At 71.6% G+C, this 23,979-nt stretch carries 20 protein-coding genes; 9 read left to right on the top strand and 11 right to left on the bottom strand.

What is annotated here, in order from left to right:
* Positions 1-35 precede the first annotated feature (35 nt).
* From D9V36_RS09760 to D9V36_RS09750, 3 genes are all read right to left on the bottom strand, one after another.
* Positions 36-911, bottom strand: a complete 876-nt coding sequence (locus D9V36_RS09760) for a hypothetical protein (RefSeq protein ID WP_241720775.1) — start codon at positions 909-911, stop codon at positions 36-38.
* A gap of 481 nt (positions 912-1,392) precedes the next feature.
* A complete protein-coding gene (locus D9V36_RS09755) occupies positions 1,393-2,280 on the bottom strand; it encodes a hypothetical protein (RefSeq protein ID WP_241720774.1) in 888 nt (295 codons plus the stop codon).
* A gap of 408 nt (positions 2,281-2,688) precedes the next feature.
* A complete protein-coding gene (locus D9V36_RS09750) occupies positions 2,689-4,431 on the bottom strand; it encodes a PucR family transcriptional regulator (protein WP_129293414.1) in 1,743 nt (580 codons plus the stop codon).
* 275 nt (positions 4,432-4,706) lie between these two features.
* On the opposite strand from D9V36_RS09750, the gene D9V36_RS09745 reads away from it, so the two are divergent.
* From D9V36_RS09745 to D9V36_RS09725, 5 genes are all read left to right on the top strand, one after another.
* Positions 4,707-5,594: an FAD binding domain-containing protein gene (locus tag D9V36_RS09745; RefSeq protein ID WP_129293413.1), complete on the top strand. Its 888-nt coding sequence runs from the start codon at positions 4,707-4,709 to the stop codon at positions 5,592-5,594.
* The gene (locus tag D9V36_RS09740) at positions 5,585-6,184 is read left to right on the top strand and encodes a (2Fe-2S)-binding protein (RefSeq protein WP_129293412.1); all 600 of its coding nucleotides are present in this window, start codon (positions 5,585-5,587) and stop codon (positions 6,182-6,184) included. The genes D9V36_RS09745 and D9V36_RS09740 overlap by 10 nt, the downstream gene beginning before the upstream one ends.
* A gap of 5 nt (positions 6,185-6,189) precedes the next feature.
* On the top strand, positions 6,190-8,601 hold the full coding sequence (locus D9V36_RS09735) for a xanthine dehydrogenase family protein molybdopterin-binding subunit (RefSeq protein WP_129293411.1): 2,412 nt from the start codon (positions 6,190-6,192) through the stop codon (positions 8,599-8,601).
* A 250-nt stretch (positions 8,602-8,851) separates the two neighbouring features.
* Entirely contained in the window at positions 8,852-10,309 is a 1,458-nt protein-coding gene (locus D9V36_RS09730) for an NCS2 family permease (RefSeq protein WP_129293410.1), read from the top strand.
* Between the two features lie 66 nt (positions 10,310-10,375).
* Positions 10,376-11,641 (top strand): XdhC family protein, encoded by a 1,266-nt coding sequence (locus D9V36_RS09725; RefSeq protein ID WP_129293409.1) that lies wholly within the window; start codon positions 10,376-10,378, stop codon positions 11,639-11,641.
* Positions 11,642-11,687: 46 nt separating this feature from the next.
* On the opposite strand, the gene D9V36_RS09720 is transcribed toward D9V36_RS09725, so the two are convergent.
* The 4 genes from D9V36_RS09720 to D9V36_RS09705 form a co-directional block, all read right to left on the bottom strand.
* Positions 11,688-11,933, bottom strand: a complete 246-nt coding sequence (locus D9V36_RS09720) for a hypothetical protein (RefSeq protein WP_129293408.1) — start codon at positions 11,931-11,933, stop codon at positions 11,688-11,690.
* 180 nt (positions 11,934-12,113) lie between these two features.
* Positions 12,114-13,322, bottom strand: coding sequence for an alkene reductase (locus tag D9V36_RS09715; RefSeq protein ID WP_241720773.1), 1,209 nt, complete (start codon positions 13,320-13,322; stop codon positions 12,114-12,116).
* 74 nt (positions 13,323-13,396) lie between these two features.
* The gene (locus D9V36_RS09710; protein WP_129293407.1) at positions 13,397-14,047 is read right to left on the bottom strand and encodes an SAM-dependent methyltransferase; all 651 of its coding nucleotides are present in this window, start codon (positions 14,045-14,047) and stop codon (positions 13,397-13,399) included.
* 19 nt (positions 14,048-14,066) lie between these two features.
* Positions 14,067-15,572 (bottom strand): MFS transporter, encoded by a 1,506-nt coding sequence (locus tag D9V36_RS09705; RefSeq protein WP_129293406.1) that lies wholly within the window; start codon positions 15,570-15,572, stop codon positions 14,067-14,069.
* A 134-nt stretch (positions 15,573-15,706) separates the two neighbouring features.
* On the opposite strand from D9V36_RS09705, the gene D9V36_RS09700 reads away from it, so the two are divergent.
* Positions 15,707-16,279 carry a helix-turn-helix domain-containing protein gene (locus D9V36_RS09700; protein ID WP_206739633.1) on the top strand — a complete coding sequence of 191 codons (573 nt, stop codon included), beginning with the start codon at positions 15,707-15,709 and terminating at the stop codon, positions 16,277-16,279.
* A 30-nt stretch (positions 16,280-16,309) separates the two neighbouring features.
* Here D9V36_RS09700 and D9V36_RS09695 read toward each other — a convergent pair whose 3' ends face one another.
* Positions 16,310-17,368 (bottom strand): NAD(P)/FAD-dependent oxidoreductase, encoded by a 1,059-nt coding sequence (locus D9V36_RS09695; RefSeq protein WP_129293404.1) that lies wholly within the window; start codon positions 17,366-17,368, stop codon positions 16,310-16,312.
* Positions 17,365-18,192: an MFS transporter gene (locus tag D9V36_RS09690; RefSeq protein ID WP_129293403.1), complete on the bottom strand. Its 828-nt coding sequence runs from the start codon at positions 18,190-18,192 to the stop codon at positions 17,365-17,367. The genes D9V36_RS09695 and D9V36_RS09690 overlap by 4 nt, the downstream gene beginning before the upstream one ends.
* A 97-nt stretch (positions 18,193-18,289) precedes the next feature.
* Between D9V36_RS09690 and D9V36_RS09685 the strand changes: the two genes are divergently transcribed.
* On the top strand, positions 18,290-18,742 hold the full coding sequence (locus D9V36_RS09685) for a winged helix-turn-helix transcriptional regulator (protein ID WP_129293402.1): 453 nt from the start codon (positions 18,290-18,292) through the stop codon (positions 18,740-18,742).
* 196 nt (positions 18,743-18,938) lie between these two features.
* Positions 18,939-20,198: a GNAT family N-acetyltransferase gene (locus D9V36_RS09680; protein ID WP_129293401.1), complete on the top strand. Its 1,260-nt coding sequence runs from the start codon at positions 18,939-18,941 to the stop codon at positions 20,196-20,198.
* A gap of 133 nt (positions 20,199-20,331) precedes the next feature.
* Here the strand turns inward: D9V36_RS09680 and D9V36_RS09675 are convergent, their stop codons facing one another.
* Both D9V36_RS09675 and D9V36_RS09670 read right to left on the bottom strand, forming a co-directional pair.
* Positions 20,332-20,895 carry a GNAT family N-acetyltransferase gene (locus tag D9V36_RS09675; protein ID WP_129293400.1) on the bottom strand — a complete coding sequence of 188 codons (564 nt, stop codon included), beginning with the start codon at positions 20,893-20,895 and terminating at the stop codon, positions 20,332-20,334.
* A 162-nt stretch (positions 20,896-21,057) separates the two neighbouring features.
* Positions 21,058-21,906: a response regulator transcription factor gene (locus tag D9V36_RS09670; protein WP_431357656.1), complete on the bottom strand. Its 849-nt coding sequence runs from the start codon at positions 21,904-21,906 to the stop codon at positions 21,058-21,060.
* 388 nt (positions 21,907-22,294) lie between these two features.
* Here D9V36_RS09670 and D9V36_RS09665 point away from each other — a divergent pair, with 388 nt between their 5' ends.
* Positions 22,295-23,836 carry an AMP-binding protein gene (locus D9V36_RS09665; protein ID WP_129293398.1) on the top strand — a complete coding sequence of 514 codons (1,542 nt, stop codon included), beginning with the start codon at positions 22,295-22,297 and terminating at the stop codon, positions 23,834-23,836.
* Positions 23,837-23,979 lie beyond the last annotated feature (143 nt).

The following is a 23,979-nucleotide window of genomic DNA, read 5'->3' as shown; positions in this document are numbered from 1 at the left end:
GTCCGCCGACCGCTCAGCCGGGCGGCGCCGTCGGCTCAGCCGGGCAGCAGTTCCTCCAGTGGCAGCGCCGCGACATCGGCGGCGGGCCGGGAGAGGTAGAGATCGGCGTGGTAGAAGCCGTCGGCTTCCTTGTGTGCGGTGGACAGATCGCGGGCGGCCAGCGCCTCGAACGCCGCCTGTCGCTCGTTGCCGTCGGCGAACCGCCGCTGACGGAACGTACGGGTGGTGAGTCTCTCCGTCACCAGGCCGGCCCGGGCCAGCAGGGCGGAGATCGGCCGGTAGGACACCTCGCGCAGCACGAACGCGGCGACCCACGGCGGCGAGGACACACAGTCGAAGAGGCGGGCGAAGGTGCGGGCGGAGATATAGCCGACGCCGCCGGTGACGGTGATCAGGTCGGTGCCGGCCAGTACCTTCCGCAGTTCCGGGCTCGGGTCGTCGAATTCCAGGTTCTCCGCGAAGCCGTGGTCGAGCAGGCCGACCGCCCGGGCGTAGCCGACCGCGCGGTCCGCCGCGTCGATGCCGGTCACCCTGAGGGGTTCGGCACGCCGCCGGGTGGCGAAGAACGTGCGGTCCTCTTCCAGGAGTTGGGCGGTGGACGGCTGCGCCTTGCCGTTCACGGTATAGCGGCCGTAGAGGTCGGTGAGGGACAGCTCGTGGTTGAGCAGTGCGGCGTTGACCCCGTACGAGCAGCAGAGGTCGACGACGTTCAAGGGCGGGCGGTCGCTGCGGTGCCGCTGCAGGGACTCGGCCACGGCGCGGAACACCGCTTGGCCGTGGTGCGGAATCTGGTAGTCCAGGGGGTGCAGTGTGGTGAAGTACCGACGGGGATCCGGGCAGTTGTAGATCGCCTCGAAATCTGCCTTGCCCCAGTCGCTCGCAGCGGTCGTGTTGGTCACTCCTGCTGTCATGTGGCCTCCTGAAAGGCTGTGCCAGTGGGTGGGGCCGGGCTGGTCCCGGACCAGCATCCATACCCCGCTGCCGCCTCACAGTGCGACTTGCGGCCATTCTCGGGGCCTGTGGGGCGTCGTGAGACATCCCTGCCCCGGGCCTTCGGCTCATAGTCCCACCTCAGGGTTCCCCTGGCGCGTCGGCGGCCGGCCGGGCCGCAACCACCGCGGCCCGGCCGATCCACCGCCGGGACCACAGGAATCCGGCCAATCGTCGAAAGATCCGGCATGGCCGGTGATGAGGGGTTGACGGTGACGGAACGAGGGGGCACAGGCGGCGGATCGAGCGGGAGAGGGTGACGGCGAACGAGGCGGCCGGCCCGCCACGGAGAGTGGAGGACCGGCCGCCGTACGTAAGTGTGGCGGGCATCCGCCGACGCTGCTGGCGGGCACTCGCCGGGGCCGCTGGCGGCATTCGCCGGGGCCGCGTGGCGGATATTCCCTAGGTCGCCGTGACGCCGGTGGACAGATGGTCGGCGAGCCAGGTGGGGACGCCGCCCATCAGGCGGAAGAGCCGGGCCGCCTCGGCGCGCAGCCGGTCCGCGTCGGCGTCCGGGGCGGCGTCGGCCAGTGCCGCGAGGGCCGGTGCCGTGCCGACCAGAAAGCCCAGCTCCTCGCGGATCCGCAGGGACTCGGCGAAACCGTGCTGGGCTTCCGCCAACTCGCCGTCGCGCAGCGCGAGCCCGGCCAGATGGCGCCAGGTGAAGGACAGCAGCAGGGTGTCGCCGTGCGCGGTGGCGCCGGCGTGCGCACGGCGGTAGGCGGCCCGCGCCGCGTCCGGGCTGTCGGCGACATGCTCGGCCATCAGGCCGCGGCGGAAGTCCAGCAGCGGGCGGCCGGCCGCGGTGGGCGCCAGCAGCGCGGCGGCCCGGCCGAGTGCCGAGCGGGCCTCATCGGCGCGGTCGCGGACGCCCAGGACCGTGGCGGCGTACGCGAGATGGCCGCGTTCGCAGGCCGCGCCGCCCCGCTCGTCGTCGTCGCCCGCCAGCGCCTCGGCGGCGCGCAGCGCGTCCTCGGCCCCGGCCCAGCCGGTGGCCGTGAACATGCACCGTTCGACCAGCAGCGCGGCGCGGCGCAGCGCGGACGGCGCGTGCCGGACGGCGTGCGGTTCCAGCAGGGCGGCCGCGTCGTCCCAGCAGCCCCGGGAGCGCAGACGCCAAACGGCACGGTCCAGGGGGCTGTCCCCCTCGACCGTGCCGAGTGATCCTGTCTCCGGTGCGGATGCCGGTGCCGGTACCGCGAGCGGTACCACGACCGCAGAACCGACCGGGTCCGCAGAACTCACCGGGTCCGCGGAATCCGCGGATTCCGGCATGGCGGTATCCGCCACATTGCCCTCCCCGAGCGCGCCATTGAGCTGGAAGTTGGAAGCAGTGGGCGAATCTCAGCACGGATCCCGCCGCCCGGCCAAGGGGGTGGGTGAATGAATTCACAATCCCCGGGCGGGCGTTCCGGACCGCGGGCGCGGCCCTGATCGGGCACATCGCCGCACCGTGCGGCGGGCCCGTGGCACCCCGACGGGTCCCGCGATGACGCCCGATGACGCTCGATGACGCCCGATCGAGTTACCCCGAATGGCGTAATGGGCCCCGCCGGATCGAACGGCGGGGCCCGGACGGGCCGCGGACGCGGGCAGTCGCTCGGCGGCGCATGACATGGACGACGCCGTGACGGGGACGACGCCGTGACCCGGACGCCGCCGTGACCCGCGATCGCGGCGTGACGCGCGCCCGCGCCGTCAGCTCATCCGCAGCGCCAGGAAGAAGTCGAGCTTGTCCTCCAGGCGGGACAGGTCGCGGCCGGTCAGCTGCTCGATGCGGCCCACCCGGTAGCGGAGGGTGTTGACGTGCAGGTGCAGGCGGCTGGCGCAGCGGGTCCAGGAGCCGTCGCAGTCCAGGAACGCCTCCAGGGTGGGGATCAGCTCGGCGCGGTGCTTGCGGTCGTAGTCGCGCAGCGGGTCCAGGAGGCGGGCGGTGAAGGCCCGTCGGACGTCGTCCGGCACGAAGGGCAGCAGCAGGACGTGCGAGGCCAGCTCCTCGTGCCCGGCGGCGCAGACCCGGCCCGGACGGGCCGCGGCGACCCGGCGGGCGTGCCGGGCCTCCTCCAGGGCGCCGCGCAGGCCCTCGGCGGAGTGGACCGCGGCGCTCACCCCGACCGTCAGCCGCCCGTCGTCCGCCAGACCGCGGCCCAGGGGTGCGCGGACGGCGGACAGCAGCTCATGGGCGTGCAGCCCGCTCGTCGAGGCGGCGCCGGGTTCGTCCGGGACGGGCAGCGGCACCAGCGCCACCGCCTCGTCGCCGGTGTGTGCCACGGCGATCCGGTCGGAGGGCTCCGGGCCGAACGTGCCGGGGTCGACCAGCATTTCCTCCAGCAGGCTCTGCGCCACCGGGCCGCCGGGGACGTCGCCGTCCTCCCACTCGACCCTGGCCACCACGATCTGCCAGTGCGGGGCCGCGCCCAGTCCCGGCAGCAGCACAGGAGCCGCCACCCGCAGCCGGGCGGCGATCTCGGCGGGCGGAGCGCCGGTCTGGACGAGCTCCAGGACCTCCTGGGCGAGCCGGCGGCGCACCGTACGGGCGGCATCGCGCCGGTCGCGTTCCACGACGATCAGCTGGGTGACGCCGTGCAGCAGGTCAAGGCGCTCTTCGGACCAGTCGCCGGCGTCCGCCTCGACGGCCAGCAGCCAGTCGCTCAGCAGCGTCCGGCGCAGGTCACGGCCCTCGTGGCGGATCGGGAAGAGGGAGAAGGTGGAGCTCGCAGGCCCCTCGCCGGGCCGACGTCCCTCCTCGGGCTTCCCCCGGGCCTCGTCCGCGGCGGCCCCCGTCGCGGCGCCGCCCTCGACCGTGACGCGATGCGGGCCCCGGCGCCCCGAACGGGCCGCCGCCAGATGCTCGCCCGCGAGATGGGCGGCCAGGTCACCGGAGAGCTCGGGCCCGGCGTCCGCCAGTGTGGAGCCCGCGATCTGCCGGCCCGTGGGGGAGAGCACCCAGGCCCGCAGGTCCAGGTCGGAGCCGAGCAGGTCCAGGACCACCTCCGGGCCGCCGCCCGTGGGGCCCGACGTCATCAGCCGCCGGTGGCGGTCCACCACGGCCGCCAGATCGCCCGCCCGCTCGCTGGAGACCTGGCGGACGACATGCTCGGTGATGGAGGCGAACGAGACGTCCTCGACGACGGAGAACAGCGGCAGCCGGTGGCGCAGGCAGGCCTGTACGAGGTCGTCGGGGACCGAGCCCAGCTCCGCCTCGCCCGCCGCGAGCCCGGCGACCCCCGCGGTGGCCAGGATGCGCACGAACCGCTCGGAGTCCTCCGGTTCACGGCGCCACGCCAGCCCCGTCAGCACCAGTTCGCCGCCGGAGAGGTAGCGGCTGGGGTCACGCAGGTCGGTGGTCATCACGCCGCGTACCGTGCGGTCCAGCTCTTCCTCGCCCCCGAGGAGCCGGAGGCCAAGGGTGTGGGTGTCCAGGAGTGCGCGGAGCCGCATGACCTCGCCCGCCGTTCTTTGCTGTCTGGTGTTGCCGGTGGAATGCCGCGAGGTTTCCTAGCCTCGTCTTTCGTTCGAATCTACAAGACATGTGGTGTGGCCAGCCAACCGCTTCATGGTTTCGGTGACTGCACCGGGCGGGTGCCGGGCGCGTTCACTGAACTCATCCCCATGAACAAGACATGAAGGAACGACTCCGTGGCGATGCCGGCGCAGCGTCCTCACCATGAGTAGCGAACGACCCGATTTCGTAGAATTCGTAGAAGAGGCCAACGATGGACTTCCTTCGCCCCGCCAGCTGGGAGGAGGCGCTCGCCGCCAAGGCCGAGCACCCGACCGCTGTGCCCATCGCGGGCGGCACGGACGTGATGGTCGAGATCAACTTCGACCACCGCCGCCCCGCGTACCTGCTCGACCTGAACCGCATCGGTGACCTGAGCGAGTGGGAGGTCGGCGAGAAGACCGTGCGCCTGGGTGCCTCCGTCACGTACACGCAGATCATGGAGAACCTGCGGGCCGAACTCCCGGGCCTGGCCCTGGCCTCCCACACGGTGGCCTCCCCGCAGATCCGCAACCGCGGCGGCGTCGGCGGCAACCTCGGCACCGCCTCCCCGGCCGGCGACGCGCACCCCGCGCTGCTCGCGGCCGGCTGCGAGGTCGAGGTGGAATCCGTACGCGGCCGCCGGATGATCCCGATCGACGACTTCTACACCGGCGTCAAGCGCAACGCCATGGAGGCCGACGAGCTGATCCGGTCGGTGCATCTGCCCAAGGCGGACGGCCCGCAGCAGTTCTCCAAGGTGGGCACCCGCAACGCCATGGTCATCGCGGTCTGCGCCTTCGGTATCGCGCTGCACCCCACCGCCCGCACGGTGCGCACCGGCATCGGCTCCGCCGCGCCCACCCCCGTACGGGCGCGGGAGGCCGAGGACTTCCTCGCCGCGGCGCTGGAGGAGGGCGGCTTCTGGGAGTCGGGCGCGCCCCTCCCGCCGTCCCTCGCCAAGCAGTTCGCGCAGCTCGCCTCCGGCGCCTGCAACCCGATCGACGATGTGCGCGGCAGCGCCAAGTACCGCAGGCATGCGGTCGGCATCATGGCGCGCCGCACCCTCGGCTGGACCTGGGAGTCCTACCGGGGCAAGGAGAGGAGCGCACAGTGCGCGTGACATTCACCGTCAACGGCCGCCAGCAGGAGGCCGACGACGTCTGGGAAGGCGAGAGCCTGCTGTACGTCCTCCGCGAGCGGATGGGCCTGCCCGGCTCCAAGAACGCCTGTGAGCAGGGCGAATGTGGCTCCTGCACGGTCCGTCTGGATGGTGTCCCGGTGTGCTCCTGTCTGGTCGCCGCGGGCCAGGTCGAGGGCCGCGACGTGGTGACCGTCGAGGGCCTGGCGGACTTCGCCAAGCAGCGCGCCGAGAACGGCGGCTGTGCCTCCGGCGCCTGCGGTACGAGCATCGACCAGGCCCAGCGGTGGCAGGCCCGTCCGGCGGATTCGCATGCCGGTGAGGGGACCGAACTCGCCCCGATCCAGCAGGCGTTCATCGACGCGGGCGCGGTCCAGTGCGGCTTTTGCACCCCGGGCCTGCTGGTCGCCGCCGATGAGCTGCTGGAGCGCAACGACTCCCCGTCGGACGCCGACATCCGTGAGGCGCTGTCGGGCAACCTGTGCCGCTGCACGGGCTACGAGAAGATCCTCGACGCGGTCCGGCTGGCGGCCGCCCGCGGCGAGTCCCGTACCGCCGGACAGGGGGCCTGATCGCCATGGCAGACAAGGAGACCCGCCTCGCGACGGCTCCGGGCCGTACGCCCACGAACCTCACCCAGGGCGGCCAGACCAAGGCCGGCATCGGTGAGTCCACGCTGCGGCCCGACGGCACCCTCAAGGTGACCGGCGAGTTCGCCTACTCCTCGGACATGTGGCACGAGGACATGCTGTGGGGCTACACCCTGCGCTCCACCACCGCGCACGCCGAGATCAGGTCGATCGACACCTCCGAGGCGCTGGCGACCTCCGGCGTCTACGCCGTCCTGACCTACGACGATCTGCCCACCGAGGTGAAGAACTACGGCCTGGAGATCCAGGACACGCCGGTTCTCGCACACGGCAAGGTGCGCCACCACGGGGAGCCGGTCGCGCTGGTCGCCGCCGACCACCCCGAGACCGCGCGCCGCGCCGCCGCCAAGATCAAGATCGACTACGCCGAGCTGCCGGTCGTCACCGACGAGGCCTCCGCCACCGCCGAGGGCGCCCCGCTGGTCCACGAGAACCGCACCGACCACCACATCGGGCACGTACCGCACCCGAACATCGTCCACCGCCAGCCGATCATCCGCGGCAACGCCGCCGAGGCCGCGAAGAAGGCCGATGTCATCGTCTCGGGCGAGTACGTCTTCGGCATGCAGGACCAGGCCTTCCTCGGCCCGGAGTCCGGCCTCGCGGTACCCGGCGAGGACGGCGGCGTCGACCTGTACGTCGCCACCCAGTGGCTGCACTCCGACCTGCGTCAGATCGCCCCGGTCCTCGGCCTGCCCCCGGAGAAGGTGCGGATGACGCTCTCGGGCGTCGGCGGCGCGTTCGGCGGCCGTGAGGACCTGTCGATGCAGATCCACGCCTGCCTCCTGGCGCTGCGCACCGGCAAGCCCGTCAAGATCGTCTACAACCGGTTCGAGTCCTTCTTCGGGCACGTCCACCGGCACCCGGCCAGGCTCTGGTACGAGCACGGCGCCACCAAGGACGGCAAGCTCACCCACCTCAAGTGCCGCATCGTGCTGGACGGCGGCGCCTACGCCTCTGCCTCCCCGGCCGTCGTCGGCAACGCCTCCTCGCTCGCCGTCGGCCCGTACGTCGTCGACGACGTCGACATCGAGGCCATCGCGCTCTACTCCAACAACCCGCCCTGCGGGGCGATGCGCGGCTTCGGCGCCGTCCAGGCCTGCTTCGCCTACGAGGCGCAGATGGACAAGGTCGCCAAGAAGCTGGGCATGGACCCGGTCGAATTCCGGCAGCTCAACGCCATGGAGCAGGGCACGATCATGCCCACCGGCCAGCCGGTCGACTCCCCGGCCCCGGTCGCCGAACTCCTGCGCCGGGTCAAGGCGATGCCGCTCCCGCCGGAGCAGCAGTGGCTGACGGCCGGGGCGGGTGCCGACGTCCGTGCGCTGCCCGGCGGACTGTCCAACACCACCCACGGCGAGGGCGTGGTCCGCGGCATCGGCTACGCCGTCGGCATCAAGAACGTCGGCTTCTCCGAGGGCTTCGACGACTACTCCACCGCCCGGGTGCGGATGGAGGTCGTCGGCGGGGTGCCGGTCGCCACCGTCCACACCGCGATGGCGGAGGTCGGCCAGGGCGGTGTCACCGTCCACGCCCAGATCGCCCGTACCGAGCTGGGGGTCCAGCAGGTCACCATCCAGCCCGCCGACACCCGGGTCGGCTCGGCCGGATCCACCTCCGCCTCCCGCCAGACCTATGTCACCGGCGGCGCCGTCAAGAACACCTGTGAGCACGTCCGCGAACAGGTCCTCGACATCGGCCGGCGCAAGTTCGGCACGTACCACCCGGCCTGGGCGACCGCCGAACTCCTGCTGGAGGGCGGCAAGGTCGTCACCGACGGCGGCGAGGTGCTGGCCAATCTGGCGGACGTGCTGGAGGACGAGGCGGTCGACCTGGAGCTGGAGTGGCGCCACCGCCCCACCGAGCCCTTCGACCTGCACACCGGCCAGGGCAACGGCCATGTCCAGTACTCCTTCGCGGCCCACCGCGCGGTCGTCGAGGTGGACACCGAACTCGGCCTGGTCAAGGTCATCGAGCTGGCCTGCGCCCAGGACGTCGGCAAGGCACTCAACCCGCTGTCCGTCGTCGGCCAGATCCAGGGAGGGACCACCCAGGGGCTGGGCGTGGCGGTCATGGAGGAGATCATCGTCGACCCCAAGACCGCGAAGGTGCGCAACCCCTCCTTCACGGACTACCTCATCCCCACGATTCTCGACACCCCGACCATCCCGGTCGATGTGCTCGAACTCGCCGACGAGCACGCCCCCTACGGGCTGCGCGGCATCGGCGAGGCCCCCACCCTGTCGTCCACCCCGGCCGTCCTCGCGGCGATCCGGAACGCGACCGGGCTGGAGCTCACCAAGACGCCGGTACGGCCCGAACACCTCACCGGCACCTAGAGACCGTCCGGGGGCGAGACCCCGGACACCGGTCTCCGGGCGGTGGGTGTCAGGGGTGTCCCTGTCCGTCCTCCTCCGCTCACCGCCCGGAGTCCCACCACACACCGCGCACCACGCAGTCGCTGCTCCGCTCCGGCGGAGCCAGTACCCCCGTTCGTCTCGGGCCGTCCCCCGGGTCGTGCAGCCGGAATCCATCCCAAATCTCGCACCTCGCGGCGAGTGCCCCTGTGAACCTTGGGAGTAAGGCACCATGACCCAGCAGTCCACCGAGCCGAGGACCACGGCGGAAGACGCGGGCGCCGGCTCGCGCCAGCCCGCCGGCCGGTCCTGGCTCGACCGGTACTTCCACATCTCCGACAGAGGATCGACGCTTGCGCAAGAGGTGCGCGGCGGCATCACCACCTTCATGGCGATGTGCTACATCCTCCTGCTCAACCCGCTGATCCTGTCGACCCCGGACGTGGAGAAGAACACCCTCGCGCATGCGGGGGTGGTCACCGCGACCGCGCTGGCCGCGGCTGTCTCCACGCTGCTGATGGGCTTCATCGGCAAGGTACCGCTGGCCCTGGCAGCCGGCCTGAACGTCTCCGCCACACTGACCGCCCAGGTCGTCCCGCACATGACCTGGCCGCAGGCGATGGGCATGTGTGTGGTCTACGGCGTGGTGATCTGCCTCCTGGTGGTCACCGGCCTCCGCGAGATGATCATGAACGCCATCCCGCTGGCGCTCAAGCACGCCATCACCATGGGCATCGGCATGTTCGTCGCCCTTCTGGGGCTGGTGAAGGCCGGTTTCGTGGGCAAGGGCGAGGGCGGCCCCGTCACCCTGGGCCTGACCGGGCAGCTGTCCGGCTGGCCGGTCCTGTTCTTCTGCGTCACCCTGCTGCTGATCTTCATGCTGCAGGCCCGCAAGGTGTCCGGCGCGATCCTCATCGGCATCGTGGCCGGCAGTGTGCTGTCCATCGCCGCGACCAGGATCGGCGGCCTCACGGCCAAGGACTGGGGCGGTACGCCCCCGGAGCTGAGCGGCGGCGCGGTCGCGATGCCCGACTTCGGCCTCTTCGGCCATGTCGAATTCGGCGGCTGGGGCTCGATCGGCGCGCTGAGCGTCGGCATGATCGTCTTCACCCTGGTGCTGGCCGGCTTCTTCGACGCCATGGCCACCATCATCGGCGTCGGCACCGAGGCCAAGCTGGCCGACGACCAGGGCCGGATGCCGGGCCTGTCGAAGGCGCTGTTCGTGGACGGCGCGGGCGGGGCGATCGGCGGGGTGGCCGGCGCCTCCGGCCAGACCGTGTTCATCGAATCGGCGAGCGGTGTCGGCGAGGGCGCCCGTACCGGCCTGTCGTCCGTCGTCACCGGCCTGCTCTTCGCGGCCTGCCTGTTCTTCACCCCGGTCACCCAGCTCGTACCGGCCCAGGTCGCCTCGGCCGCCCTCGTCGTCATCGGCTCGATGATGATGAGCGCCGCAGGCCACGTGGACTGGCGCGACCGCTCGGTGTCCATCCCGGTCTTCCTGACCGTGGCCCTCATGCCGTTCACCTACAGCATCACCGCAGGTGTGGGCGGGGGCGTCATCGCCTACGTTGCCATTAAGGCGGCACAGGGCAAATGGCGCGAGATCGGCGGCTTCATGTGGGTGCTGGCCGCGATCTTCGTCGTCTACTTCTCGCTCCATCCGATCGAGCAGTGGCTGGGCGTCAAGTAACCGCCCGCCCTCCCCGCTCTCGGCTTCGCCCGAGCGGGAACCCCATCCGTCCGTAAGGAGACCGACATGCTGGACATCGCCGAAGAGCTGCACCGGTGGGTCGGGCAGGGCCGCGACTTCGCGGTGGCCACCGTGGTGGCCACGCACGGCAGCGCGCCCCGCCGGCCCGGAGCCGCCCTGGCCGTCGACAGTGACGGCACGGCGATCGGGTCGGTCTCCGGCGGATGTGTGGAGGGGGCGGTGTACGAACTGTGCCAGGAGGCGCTGCGGACCGGCGAGCCGGTACTGGAGCGCTTCGGCTACAGCGACGAGGATGCCTTCGCCGTGGGCCTGACCTGCGGCGGCGTCATCGACATCCTCGTCCAGCCGGTATCCGCGGGCGGGCGCTCCGCGGGCAGCCAGGCGCCGGGAGAGCCGGCGGACGGCACCGCCCACACGCTCGCCGCCGGGCTGGCCGCCGCCGCCACGGGGGAGGCGGCGGCCCTCGCCCGGATCATCGACGGCCCTGCCGAGCTCCGCGGCCGTGCCCTGCTGGTCCGCCCCGACGGCAGCCACACCGGCACCCTCGGCGGCCACCCCGCCCTCGACCGCACCGCGCTCGCACAGACCCGCGCCCTGCTGGACGCCGGGCGCACCACCACGGTCGAGATCGGGTCGGGCCCGGCACCCGGGGACGGCGCCCGGGGCGAGGGCGCGGAGCAGCCGGGTGGGAATCAGCCGGGTGGGGACCAGCCGTACGGGGAGCAGTGCGGCAGGCCTGTCCTTCTCCTCGTCGAATCCTCCGTCCCCGCGCCCCGCATGATCGTCTTCGGCGCGATCGACTTCGCCTCCGCGCTGGTCAAGGTCGGCAAGTTCCTCAACTACCACGTCACGGTCTGCGACGCCCGCCCCGTCTTCGCCACCCGCACCCGCTTCCCGGACGCCGACGAGATCGTCGTCGACTGGCCGCACCGCTACCTGGACTCCCAAGACCTCGATGCCCGCACGGTGCTGTGCGTGCTGACCCACGACGCCAAGTTCGACGTCCCGCTGCTGGAGCGGGCACTCAAGCTCCCGGTCGCCTACGTCGGCGCGATGGGCTCCCGCCGCACCCACCTGGACCGCCTGCGGCGGCTGCGTGACACCGGCCTGACCGAACTCGAACTCAACCGCCTGCGCTCGCCCATCGGCCTCGACCTCGGCGCCCGCACCCCCGAGGAGACCGCACTGTCCATCGCCGCCGAAATCGTCGCCAACCGCCGCGGCGGCACCGGCGTACCGCTGACCGGCGCGCACACCCCCATCCACCACGACACGGCCCGTCGGGTGGGGCGGATCGGGTCGGTGGCGTGAGGGAGTGGGGCCATGCGGGTGACTCATGTGACAGCGGTCTTGGCCATCACTGCCACGCTCCCGGCTCGAATCGGCACGGGCGCGTGATGAACTCCCGATAGGTGCAGTGCTCCGGGTTCGCCTTCAGGTGTCCCGTCGCCCACGCGTGCGCGGCGGCCTGGTCCTTGTTGGGCTCGCCGGTCTCCTCGCACACCGCGCATTGCACGATGTACGTGATCGGCTCGGCGTCATTCTCGGTATCGGGGATGAGCTGGAACTCACGGAAACGGTAGGTGTCGTCCCGGCCCGCCACCGGCTGGCAGGAGAAGTCCCCACCGACAGCTGGGGCGCGGCGGGGACACTGACCGCCGACAAGTAGCCGACGGGCAGCGGGCCGGCCTTCACGGGGGAGGGCCGGCCCATTCCTCGTACGGGAGCGCCCCGGCCCCTACAGGAGTACCCGGCGCCCCTACGGGGTCCTGTTCTCGTATAGCTACGACGAACGGTCACGTAGCGCTGAGTAACCACTCTGGTCATCCGCAAGGGCGCGGTCAGCGCGGTGCCGAGGGCGATGCCCAGATGCATGGCGGTGGTGAACAGGCCCGAGGCCGAACCGGCGCTCCCCTGCGAGACCTTGGGCGGCCGGGTAGTCGGTGTAACCGCGGTGGTCGCCGCCGTAGAACGTGTTCACGTCGGGCTGGTTCAGGGGTGCCTGGGTCTGCCAGCGCTGAACGAGGTCGGGGTTCGCGATGAAGGCGCGGCCGACAGCGACGAGGTCAGCCTGGTCGTTGTCGAGGAGGGCCTGGGCGATGGCAGCGTCAGTGACCGGGTCCCAGCCGTTGCTGACGAGGCGAGGGCCGGCGAAGCGGTGGGTGAGGTCCTCGATGAGGGGCGTGGTGGGGTCTCCGATGGTGTGCAGGTAGGCCAGGCCCATGGCGGAGAGGGCGTCCACGAGCGTGCGGTAGGTGGCGGCGGTGTCGTCCGCGTTGTCCTCGATGGCGCCGTGGAGGTTGATGGCGGGTGAGATGCGGATGCCGACGCGTTCGCTGCCGATGGCGTCGGAGACGGCCTGGGCGACCTCGATGACGAAGCGGGCGCGTGCCTCGGGGGTGCCGCCGTAGGAGTCGGTGCGCTGGTTGGTGTTGGGGGCGAGGAACTGGTGGAGCAGGTAGCCGTTGGCGGCGTGGAGCTCGATGCCGTCGAGTCCGGCGTCGACGGCGGCCCGTGCGGCGTGGGCGTATTCGTCGATGACAGAGGGGATTTCGTCAGTGCCCAGTGCGCGGGGGGTGGGGTGGGGTTGGGGGCCGGTGGCGGTGAACATCTCGCCGGGTGCGGCGATGGCGCTGGGGGCGACGGTTTCGGCGTGGTGCTTGTTGTCGGGGTGTGAGATGCGTCCGGCGTGCATGATCTGCGCGACGATGCGCCCGCCGTGCTGGTGGACGGCGTCGGCGACGGTGCGCCAGGCGGCGGTCTGGGCGGGGGTGTGCAGGCCGGGTGAGTTCATGTACCCCTGGCCCACGGTGCTGGGCTGCACGCCTTCGGTGATGATCAGCCCGGCGGTGGCTCGCTGGCCGTAGTAGGTGGCCATGAGGTCGGTCGGTACGCCGTCGGGGGTGGCGCGGTTGCGGGTCATGGGTGCCATGACGATGCGGTTGTTCAGTGTCCACTTGCCGACGGTCACCGGCTCGAAGAGGTCTGCCATGGGGGTCTCCTGGAAAGAATTGAAGCTGCGCGCGTCGTGACGCGGGCCGGCCAGGGTGCGGTGCGGTGGGGTTTTCAGCTACGCCGGGCGGCGACGACGGTGTCGGTCACGGTTGCTTTCCGGCCGTCCGGGCCGGTCGCCTCGCGCTCGGGGGATGCCAGGCGGGCGGCAGTGAACTGGGCTGCTTCCAGGGCGAGTTCGTCGAAGATTTCCTCGGGGCGGGGGAAGCGGGTGTCGGGGTCGGTGTTCCAGGCCCAGGGGCGCACCGAGCCGTGGTCGACGATGAGGAGGAGCCCGCCGGGGGCGAGGGCGTGGGCGGCCTGGCGCAGCACGTCGGCGCGGGGCAGGTGGTAGGGGGTCTGGAGGTACTGGGCGCTGACGAGGTCGAACGTCCCGGTGGGAAAGGTTTCGGCGAGGTCGTGCTGCTGGGGCTTCACGCGGTCGGCGACGCCTGCGCGGGCTGCGTGCTGGGTGACGCGTCGCAGTGCGGTGGGGGCGATGTCGACGGCGGTGACCTGCCAGCCGTGGATCGCGAGCCAGACGGTGTCGCCGCCTTCGCCGCAGCCCAGGTCCAGGGCCCGTCCGGGCGGGGTGAGCTGTGCGGCGGTTTCGGCGAGCACCGGGTTGGGGTCGCCCTTCCACACGGCGTCCTTGCCGCGGTAGAGGTTCTCCCAGAACCGTGCCGCCTCGGCAGGGGCCTGAGCTTCTCGGGTGGGGTCGTTCATCGGGGTGGCGCCTTTCCGGTCAGTGGGTGGGGACGGGGGCGGTGGGCTGTGTGTCTGCGGGGGTCTTGGATGTCTTCACCAGGAGGGTCAGGGCGAGGACGGCTGCGGCCAGGAGGGCACCGGCGACGATGAACGCGATGTGGTAGCCGTGCAGGAAGCCCTGAAGCTGCAGGGCGCGGGATGCTTCGTCGCCGGCCGGGGTGCGGGGGTCGAGGTAGCCGGTGACGGCGGCGAGGTAGAGGGTGTTGAGGAGTGCCGGGCCGAGGGCCGCGCCGATCTGCTGGCTGGTGGTGAGTGCGGCGCTGGCCACTCCGGCGTCGCGCGGATCGACGCCGGACAGCGCGACGTTGGGGCCTGCCAGGAAGAACAGGCCCACGCCCGCACTCACGAGGATCTGGGCCGGCAGGACCTCCCCGGTGTAGGCGGAGGCGGTGTCCAGGCGGGTGAGCCAGAGCAGTCCTGCGGTGGCCAGGACGGTGCCGGCGACCATCAGGGGCTTGGGGCCGAAGCGGGTGACCAGGGGCGGGCCGAGTGTGGTGGTGGCGATGATCCCGGCGCTGAAGGGCAGGAAGGCGATGCCGGCCTGGAGCGGGGTGTAGTGGAGGTTGACCTGGAGGAAGTACGTCATGAAGAGGTTCATGCCGAACATGCCGGCACCGATGAGGAGGTTGGCCAGGAACACTCCGGCACGGTTGCGTTCCATGACTACCCGCAGCGGCAGCAGGGGGTGGGCGGTGCGGCGTTCCACGAGCACGAACGCGGTCAGCAGCAGGACGGCGGCCGCCAGGAGGATCACGGTGGCGGGAGCTGTCCAGCCTCCGCCGTCGGCGGCCTGGGTGAAGCCGTAGACGAGGGCGACCAGCCCGCCGGTCACCAGCAAAGTGCCGGGAAGGTCGTAGTGCCGGTCGCCCGCGGCGCGGCTCTCCCTGACGAAGCGGCGGGCGGCGAGAGCGACGGTCAGGGCGATGGGGACGTTGATGTACATGCACCAGCGCCAGCCCGCGTACTCGGTGAGGACGCCGCCCAGGAGAAGCCCGACGGCTCCTCCGCCGCCCTGGAACGCACCGAAGATTCCGAATGCCTTGGCGCGTTCTTTGGGGTCGGTGAAGGCAACGGTGATGAGGGAGAGCGCCGCGGGTGCCAGGAGTGCGGCGAAGGCGCCTTGCAGGGCGCGTGCGGTGAACAGGGTGCCCGGGTTGGACGCCAGGCCGCCGAGCATGGAGGCTGCTGCGAAGCCCAGCAGCCCGAGGGTGAGGATGCGCTTGCGTCCGGCGAAGTCGGCGATGCGCCCGCCGAGGAGCAGCAGTCCTCCGAAGGCGAGTGCGTAGGCGGTGATCATCCACTGGCGGTTCGCGTCGCCCATCGCGAGGTCGCTCTGCGCCTGCGGCAGCGCGATGTTCACGATGGACACATCGAGCACGACCATGAGGGTGGCGACCGACGCGACGATCAGCGCCATCCACCGGCGCGGATCCGGCGCATCCGCATCCGGGACCTTCCCGGCGGTGCGAGCGGGAGTAGACATCGGCAGCTCTCCTGAGCGATGAGGGGTGGGATTGCCTCGGTGAGCTACGAGGTGCGTGGCTCACGTCGCCAGGAGAGTGCGCCCGGGCCCCGAAAAGTTGCAATCATTCATGCCGGTTCAGCAAGATGCGGCGCATGGACGAATTCGAGAACGTGTTGGCCGGCGTCGGACCCCGACTGCGGGACCTGCGCCGCCGGCACGCCATCACACTGGCCGCACTGGCCGAACTCACCGGGATCTCGGAAAGCACGCTCTCCCGCCTGGAGGGCGGAGGCCGCAAACCCAACCTGGAACTCCTGCTGCCCCTGGCCCGGGCCTACAACGTCCCGCTCGACGAGCTCGTCGGCGCTCCGGAGACGGGTGATCCCCGTCTTCATTTGCGCCCCGTCACGCGCGGCGGCATGACGTACGTGCCGCTGACCCGCAGGCCGGGCGGCATGCACGCGCACAAACTCGTCATCAGCCCCACTGCCGGCGAGCCCGAGCTCCGGACGCACGAGGGCTATGAGTGGATCTACGTCCTCAACGGCAGGTTCCGCCTTCACCTCGGCGACCGCATCCTGGTCATGGCGCCGGGGGAAGTCGCGGAATTCGACACCCACGTCCCGCACTGGCTGGGCCCCGACAACGACCAGCCGGTGGAGCTGCTGGTCATCTTCGGCAAGCAGGGCGAACGCGCCCATCTGCGCGCCCGCCCCGCCTCCTGACGCCCTCGCGCCCGGGCGCATGCCCTCCCGTCACCGGCGGGATTCGGGGGGCAGCATCGAATCCAGGCCGTGCCGGCGATCGCCCAGGACCCGCTCGCACACGAGCGCCTCATCGGCCGCGCTGAAAACCTGGGCGGACCGGCGGCGGGCCACTGCCTCGTCGGCGTCGGCATTCACCAGGTCGGCGTTGATCGCCGCAGCCGCCGCCACACCGGACGCCTGCGCCGCGGGCAGACCGCCCATCAAATCGGTGACGTTGCCCGCCACATACACCCCGGGAGTTTTGGTCGCACCGCCCGGCTCGGAGGGAACATAGGCGCCCACACCCATGGGGTGCTCCACCGGGTCGACTCCCAGGCCGGACAGGATCTCGCCGCGCGCCACGAACCGTGGCGCCACCACCAGCGCGTCCACGGGGACACGCAGGCCCGAGGCCAACCGGACACCGCTCAGGGCGTCGTCCGTGACATCCAGGCCGGACACCTCACCCTGTACGACCTCGATGCCGCGTGCCGCGAGGCGCTCCCACTGCTCCTCGCTCGGCTCGGGGCCGGAGTGAAGAAACAGCGCGACACGCGGTGACCACTGGCGGAACAGCAGTGCCTGGTGCACCGACACGGCGCTGGTGCCCAGCACCCCGATCGTCCTGTCGCGCACTTCCCAGCCGTGGCAGTACGGGCAGTGCAGCACGTCGCGCCCCCACCGTGCCCTAAGGCCCGGCACCTGCGGCAGCTCGTCCACCAGGCCCGTCGTCACCAGCAGACGGCGGGCACGAAAAGTACGGCCGCTCTGCGTGCCCACGACGAACCCGCCGTCCGTCCGGCGTGCCGACGTCGCGCCTTCCTGGAGCAGCGTGCCTCCGTAGCGGGCGACTTCGATACGACCGGTGCGCAGCAGATCCCGTGGCGACACCCCGTCGCGCGACAACAGGCCGTGGGCCGCGTCCGCGAGGGCATTGCGTGGTTGCCCGGAATCGAGCACCAACACCGAACGCCTGGCCCGGGCCAGGGTCAGCGCACCGGACAGACCTGCGGTTCCACCGCCGACGACAACGACATCGAACTCTTCCAGCATCTTTTCCGTGTTCATTCAGCACACCGTGCTGCCCCCTCGTCAGTGATGCCACTTCTCTTGCCGAACCGGCAAGAGATAGCCGGCCGCCGGTCGTCACCGACGACATGCCGCACACCGTGCTCCGCCGCCGCGCGAACTTCGACTTCGACGGATCTGTTACGCGACGCCTCGGTGGCTCCGGTCACGCACCGACCGGCCACCGCGCCGTGTCCGGGGCGCCGCCCGCGCAGCCCCCACACCCCGATGAGCAGGGCGAGCACGACCGCGGCGGTCGGTACGACCAGGCCCGCACGGTAGGCCTCGAGCGGTGCGCCGGGCGCTCTGCCCGCTCCCGCGGCGGCAGTGCTCACGGCGGTGACCGCGGCCAGCCCGAACGCCGCGCCGAACTGGAACGAGGTGTACAGCAGACCGCCGGCCAGGCCCTGTTCGGCAGGTGCGATGCCGTCCGTGGCGACGATCGTCAGTGGCCCGTAGACCAGCGCGAAGGCGACGCCGACCAGCAGCATGCTCGGGAGCATCGCCGGATACGTCCAGTCCGCGCCGACCGGCAGGAACAGCGCATAGCCGAGCGCGGAGAAGACCACGAATACGGCCAGCGGCACCAGGAACATCCGGCGCCGGCCGAACAGATCGGCGGCCCGCCCGCCCAGCAGCATGAAACCGCCGTAGCCCAGGACGTAGGCGCTCATCACCCACTGCAACTCGCCCGTGGTAAGGCCGAGTTCGGCGCGGATCGGCGGATGGGCGACATTCAGCATGCCGATGTCGATCCCCTCCAGGAAGATCGCCCCGCACAGGACGAGAAGCAGCGCCCAGCGCGGTGCCGCGGAATGTGACATGACGGTGCCCCTCACGTGGACGGCCAGGATGGTGGTGAGACCGAGGCGGTCGGTTACCTCTTGTTACTGACCGCATCGTGCGGCACCGTGAGGGGCTGTGGAAGAAGGCACTTCGAAGTCACCGACGCACGCCGGGGGAACCGACACCACCACCCCCGCCGACCGCGATCCCGACGCACGCCAGTGGGACGTCCGCGAGGGCTGCGAGGTCCGCCAGATCCTCGACCGGGTGGCGGACAAATGGTCGCTGCTCGCCATCGCCCTGCTCGACCGCCGGGTACTGCGCTTCACCGAACTCCGCCGCGAGATCGACGGCATCAGCCAGCGCATGCTCACCGTCACCCTCCGCCGGCTGGAGCGCGACGGCCTCGTCCGCCGCACCGTCCACCCCGTCGTACCGCCGCGTGTGGAGTACGAGTTGACTCCGCTGGGCGCCACACTGCACGACGCCATTCAGGCGCTGGTCACCTGGACCGAGGGACACCAGGCGGAAATTGCGGCAGCCCGCGCCGCCTACGACGAATGCGACGCGGAGTGCGCGGCGCCCTGACCTTCGTCCCGCTGAGCCGCAGGGGGCGCGCAGCGGTGGAGGACGAGGCGGGCGGAGTGCTGCGGATGACGGCGCCGAAGGCGGCGTACGGCATCCGCTCCGGCAGGGTGGGGGAAGGCGGGGAAGGAGACGTGACGGACCGCGCCGTGGCACATAACCGGGTGCCGGTCACGGCACAACGGGTTAGCGTTCCCCGGTGACCACTGACGACGATGCCGGCACCGCCACGGAGTTCCGCGACATCCCGGAGCCCGACTGCGACCGGGCCCTGGACCTGACGTACTCCGTCTTCCATATGACGCCCGGCGAAAAGACCCGGCGCCGGCACGCATGGATGCTGAGGGCCGCCCTCCGCGTCGGCGCGTACGACGGCGGACAGCTGGCCGGGGTGGCCGGGGCGCACCGCCGCACCCTCTCCGTCCCGGGTGGCCAACTCCCGTGCGCCGCACTGGACTTCGTCTCCGTGCTGCCCACGCACCGGCGCCGCGGCATCCTCGCCTTGATGATGGACGAGTTCTGGCGCCGCTGCGCCGCCGACGGGCGACCACTGGCCTGCCTGTGGCCGTCCGAGAGCGCCATCTACGGCCGCTACGGCTTCGGCGCCGCCACCGAGGTCTCCCGCATCCAGATCGACTCCACCCGCCCCCTCGCGCTCCGTACCGCCCCCGACAACCGCCCGCTGCGGCTGATCGACCCGGCCGAGGCACCCGCCGTGCTCGCCCCGGGCTACGAGGCGACCCTGGCGCGGCGGGCCGGCCGGTTCACCCGCGACGAGAGCTGGTGGCGCTCCGGGGCGCTGGACCTCGACGGCGCCGGCATGAGAGCCGCGCAGGACGGATTCGGGGCGGCGCAGGTCGTGGTGCTCGGTGCCCCCGGCCGGACGCCCGGCGGCTACGCGGTGTACCGCACCCGCGGCCCCGGCGGGAACGGCGCCGGCGCGGTCCGGGTCGGCGAACTCGAAGCGGAATCCGGACCGGCCGCCGCCGCCCTGTGGTCCTATCTCGTCTCGATCGACCTCACCTCGACCGTCGAGATCGCGGGCCGCCCCGCCGACGACCCGCTCCTCCACCTCGCCGCCGACCGCGACCAGGTACGCGTCACCGGCCAGGAGCCCGCCCTCTGGCTCCGGCTGCTGGACGTCCGTGCCGCACTGACCGCCCGCTCCTGGGCGGCCCCCGTCGACCTCGTCGTCGACCTGCGCGACACCGTCCTGCCGGCCAACGCGGGCCGCTTCCGGCTGACGGCCGGTCCCGGCGGTGCCACCTGGGAACCCGCCGGGGAGGCGCCCGATATCTCCCTGGACGTAAGGGAGCTGGGGTCCTGCTACCTAGGGGGCACCCCGCTGCGGCACTTCGTCCACGCCGGCCTGGCCACCGAGCACACCCCGGGTGCGGTCCGCCGCCTGGACGCCGCCCTGGAGACCGAGTGGCTGCCGTTCACCGGGGAAAACTACTGAGCGACGGGCGACGAGCGACGGGCGACGGGCGACGAGCGACGGGCGCGGGCCGGGGCCGGTCAGGGTGGCCCCCGAGCCCGGCAGACAGGGGCTGCCGTGCTCGCCCCAGCTTGGCGCCTCTCAGTTCGCGCACTCAGTCCGTGCTCCCGGCCCGTCGCGTCCGCAGCGCGGCCATCACGAACACGTCATGCCACGCGCCGTCCCAGAACAGCGCCTCCCGCATCCGGCCCTCCACTTCGAAGCCGCACTTCTCGTACGCCCGCCGGGCGCGCGGGTTGTAGTCCCAGACCTCCAGCTGGACGCGGTGCAGGCCCACCCGGTCGAAGGCGTAGTCGAGGAGCAGCCGGATCGCCTCGCTGCCGATGCCGCGGTCGGTGGCGCCCGGGACCAGGGCGATCCGGAAGCCGCCCCGGGCGTTGGGGACATCGATGTCGTTCAGCGCGAGTTCGCCCAGGAAGGCGCCGGACTCCCGGTCCTCGACGGCGAGGTCCAGCCGGTCCGGACAGTCGGCCCGGCCGGCGCACCACGCCTGCAGCTCCTCCAGCGTGAAGTCATGGTGGGTGCCGGTCAGCCGGCGGGTCTCCGGGTCGATGGCGGAGGCGTGGAAGGCGGCCGCATGGCGTGTCGACAGCGGAGTGAGAAGGATCCGGTCGCCCGTGAGCACCGGTTTCTCGGAGAGTGCGGTGGCGTCGATCATGAGGGCATGATGTCCGGGCCGCGGACCGGTCGGCAACGGGATTGACCGGCAACGAAAGTGACCGGCAATGGGATTGACCGGCAATGGGATTGACCGGCCGGGGGGAGCGGTGGACCGGTCGGGGGGTGCCGGACAGGGCGGGGCGCCGGCCTCGTACGGCTCCTACGGCAGCGCCCCAATCCGCCGCGCCGCGACCACCGCCTGCAGCCGGGTATGCGCCCCCAACTTCCGCATCCCGGACCGGAGATAGCCCTTGACCGTCTCCGGACGCAGCCCCAGCCGCTCCGCCACCACCGCATTCGTCGCCCCCGACGCCACACAGGCCAGGACGTCCACCTCGCGCGGCGACAGCGCCGGGCGCGCACCGTCCTCCGTCCCGGGCCGCTTCGACGAGGCCGTCGCGAGCCGGCCGCACGCCGCCAGCATCTCCTGCCGCAGCAGCGGATCGGTGATGCGCTGCGCCAGCGCCCGCAGCTCACCGTGCGCCTCCCGTACCTCCTCCCACACCGCCGGATCGGCGGCGGTCGGCTGCCGTGCCGACGAGAGCAGCCGCGCCGCCTCGTCCTGCAGCACCAGCGCCTGCTCCAGCTCCCGCGCCGCCTCCACGGCCGCCGACAGCGGCCGGTCGCCGAGCCGCACCGGCCGGCGCAGCGCCCCGTACAGCACCCCGCGCACCCGGCGCCGGACGATCACCGGCACGGCGAGCACCGACCGCAGCCCCTCCGCGGCCACCGCCGCGTCGTACTCATGGCTGATCACCGACGAGGCGCTGTAGTCGGTGACCGCGAGCGGCCGGGACAGTGCCACGGCCTTCCCGCCCAGCCCGTTGCCCTGCAGGATGTCCAGGCCGTGCAGCACCGCGGTCTCCGTACCGGCCAGCTCGTTGATGCGATAGCGCCCCGTGCCGGTCAGCAGACCGCCGAACGCCACCGGCAGCCCGCTCGCCCGCCGCAGCCGCGACAGCGCCGCCCGTACGTCCACCGAATCGCCCGCCGCCGGCTCGAGCTGCACGCCGATACCTCCGCTTCCCCCCATTCGGGGGTGGTGAGACCTGCGCCACTGATTACACGATGGAAGGGAACGGTCCGGCAATGACCAGGACACAGCGAGGTGGGCAGGGGGAGGAGGACGATGACGGGCACGGAAATCGGCGCGGCGGGCCGCGCACCGGACTGCTGGTACCGCCCCGGAGGCTTACCTTTCCCTTGCACCTGACTGCGCGACGGCATCTGACTGGGCGACGGCACCTGACTGCCTCCGACTGCACGACCGTTGCCGCCGCGGAGCCCGTTGCTCGACGTGCCGTTGCCGCGGCAAACCGCTGCCGTCAGACGACGGCCCGACTCCCTTCCAGCTTCCAGGCGTGTTGGTACCAATCCCTCCGAACACAGGAGAACGCATGCGGACACCGATGACGATCGCGGACTTCCTCGACCGCGCCGACCTGGGCTTCCACGAGAGCCCGGGCGTGGTCGACGAGCCGCGGCAGCCCGCCCCGCCGGTGCCCGTATCGACGTACGGCCGGTTCGCCGAACGGGTCCGCGCCTGGCAGGCGGGCCTGGACGCCCTCGGGGTCGGTGAGGGCGAACGGGTGGCGGTGGTCAGCCACAACTCCACCCGCCTGCTGGAGCTGCTGTTCGCGGTGCCGATGAGCGGCCGCATCTGTGTCCCGGTGAACTTCCGCCTCAAGCGCGAAGAGGCCGAATACGTGGTCCGGCAGAGCGGCGCCTCGGTCCTGCTGATCGACCCGGAGCTGGAGGAATCACTGGCCGGCATCGAGGTGCGGCACCGCTTCGTGCTGGGCGAGCAGACCGAGTCCGAGCTGATGCGGTTCGGCGTGGACCCGCGCCCGTGGTCGCACCCGGACGAGGACGCCACCGCGACGATCAACTACACGTCGGGAACCACCGCCCGCCCCAAGGGCGTACAGCTCACCCACCGCAACATCTGGGTCAACGGCCTGACCTTCGCCCTGCACACCCGCGTGTGGGAGCGCGACGTCTATATGCACACACTGCCGATGTTTCACTGCAACGGCTGGGGGATGCCGTATGTGATGGCCGGACTCGGCGTCAAACAAGTGGTGCTGCGCAAGGTCGACGGCACGGAGATCCTGCGGCGGGTCGAGGAGCACGGTGTCACCCTCATGTGCGGCGCGCCCGCCGTGTGGAATGCCGTCCTCAACGCCGCGGCAACCTGGCCCGGCGAGATCCCGGGGCGCGACCGCGTACGCGTGGTCTGCGCGGGGGCGCCGCCGCCGAGCGCGACGATCGCACGGGTGGGCGAGGAACTGGGCTGGGAGTTCACCCAGATCTACGGCCTCACCGAGACGTCGCCACTCCTGACCTTCAACCGGACCCGGCCCGGCGACGCGGACCTTCCCACCGGGGAGCGGGCCCGCAAGCTGTCCCGTGCGGGCCTGCCCACACTCGGCGTCAAGCTGAAGATCTCCGACTCCGGTGAGGTCCTGGCCCGCTCGAACACGGTGCTCGAAGGCTACTGGGACAAGCCCGAGGAGACGTCGGCAGCGTTCGAGGACGACTGGTTCCGCACCGGCGACGGCGGCACCCTGGACCCCGCCGACGGCCATCTCACGATCTCCGACCGGAAGAAGGACGTCATCATCACCGGCGGCGAGAACGTGTCGTCGATCGAGGTGGAGGACACGATCTTCAGCCACCCGGCGGTCGCCGAGGTCGCCGTGATCGGTGTGCCGCACGAGAAGTGGGGCGAGACGATCAAGGCCCTGGTGGTCCTCGCCGAAGGGGCGACGGCCGAGGAGGCCGACATCATCGACCACTGCAAGCGCCACATGGCCGGCTACAAGGCTCCGACGTCCGTCGAATTCCGCGACGAGATCCCCCGCACGGCCACCGGCAAAATCCAGAAGTTCAAGCTCCGTCGGCCGTACTGGTCCGGGCGCGACCGGGGAGTCAACTGATGTCCGGGGGCGGGGGTTGATCCCTGACGCCCGGCTGACGTTGATGAAGGGCCCCAGGCCGTCTCCGGCGAGATCCCCCGTATCGAGTTGGGGGATCGTACGGCGCAGGGCGACGGCAGTGCCGGGTACCGCGAGGAGAACCA

The sequence above is a fragment of the Streptomyces lydicus genome (genome assembly GCF_004125265.1).
Classification (GTDB): domain Bacteria; phylum Actinomycetota; class Actinomycetes; order Streptomycetales; family Streptomycetaceae; genus Streptomyces; species Streptomyces lydicus_C.
This window is presented reverse-complemented; position numbering and strand designations above follow the sequence as displayed.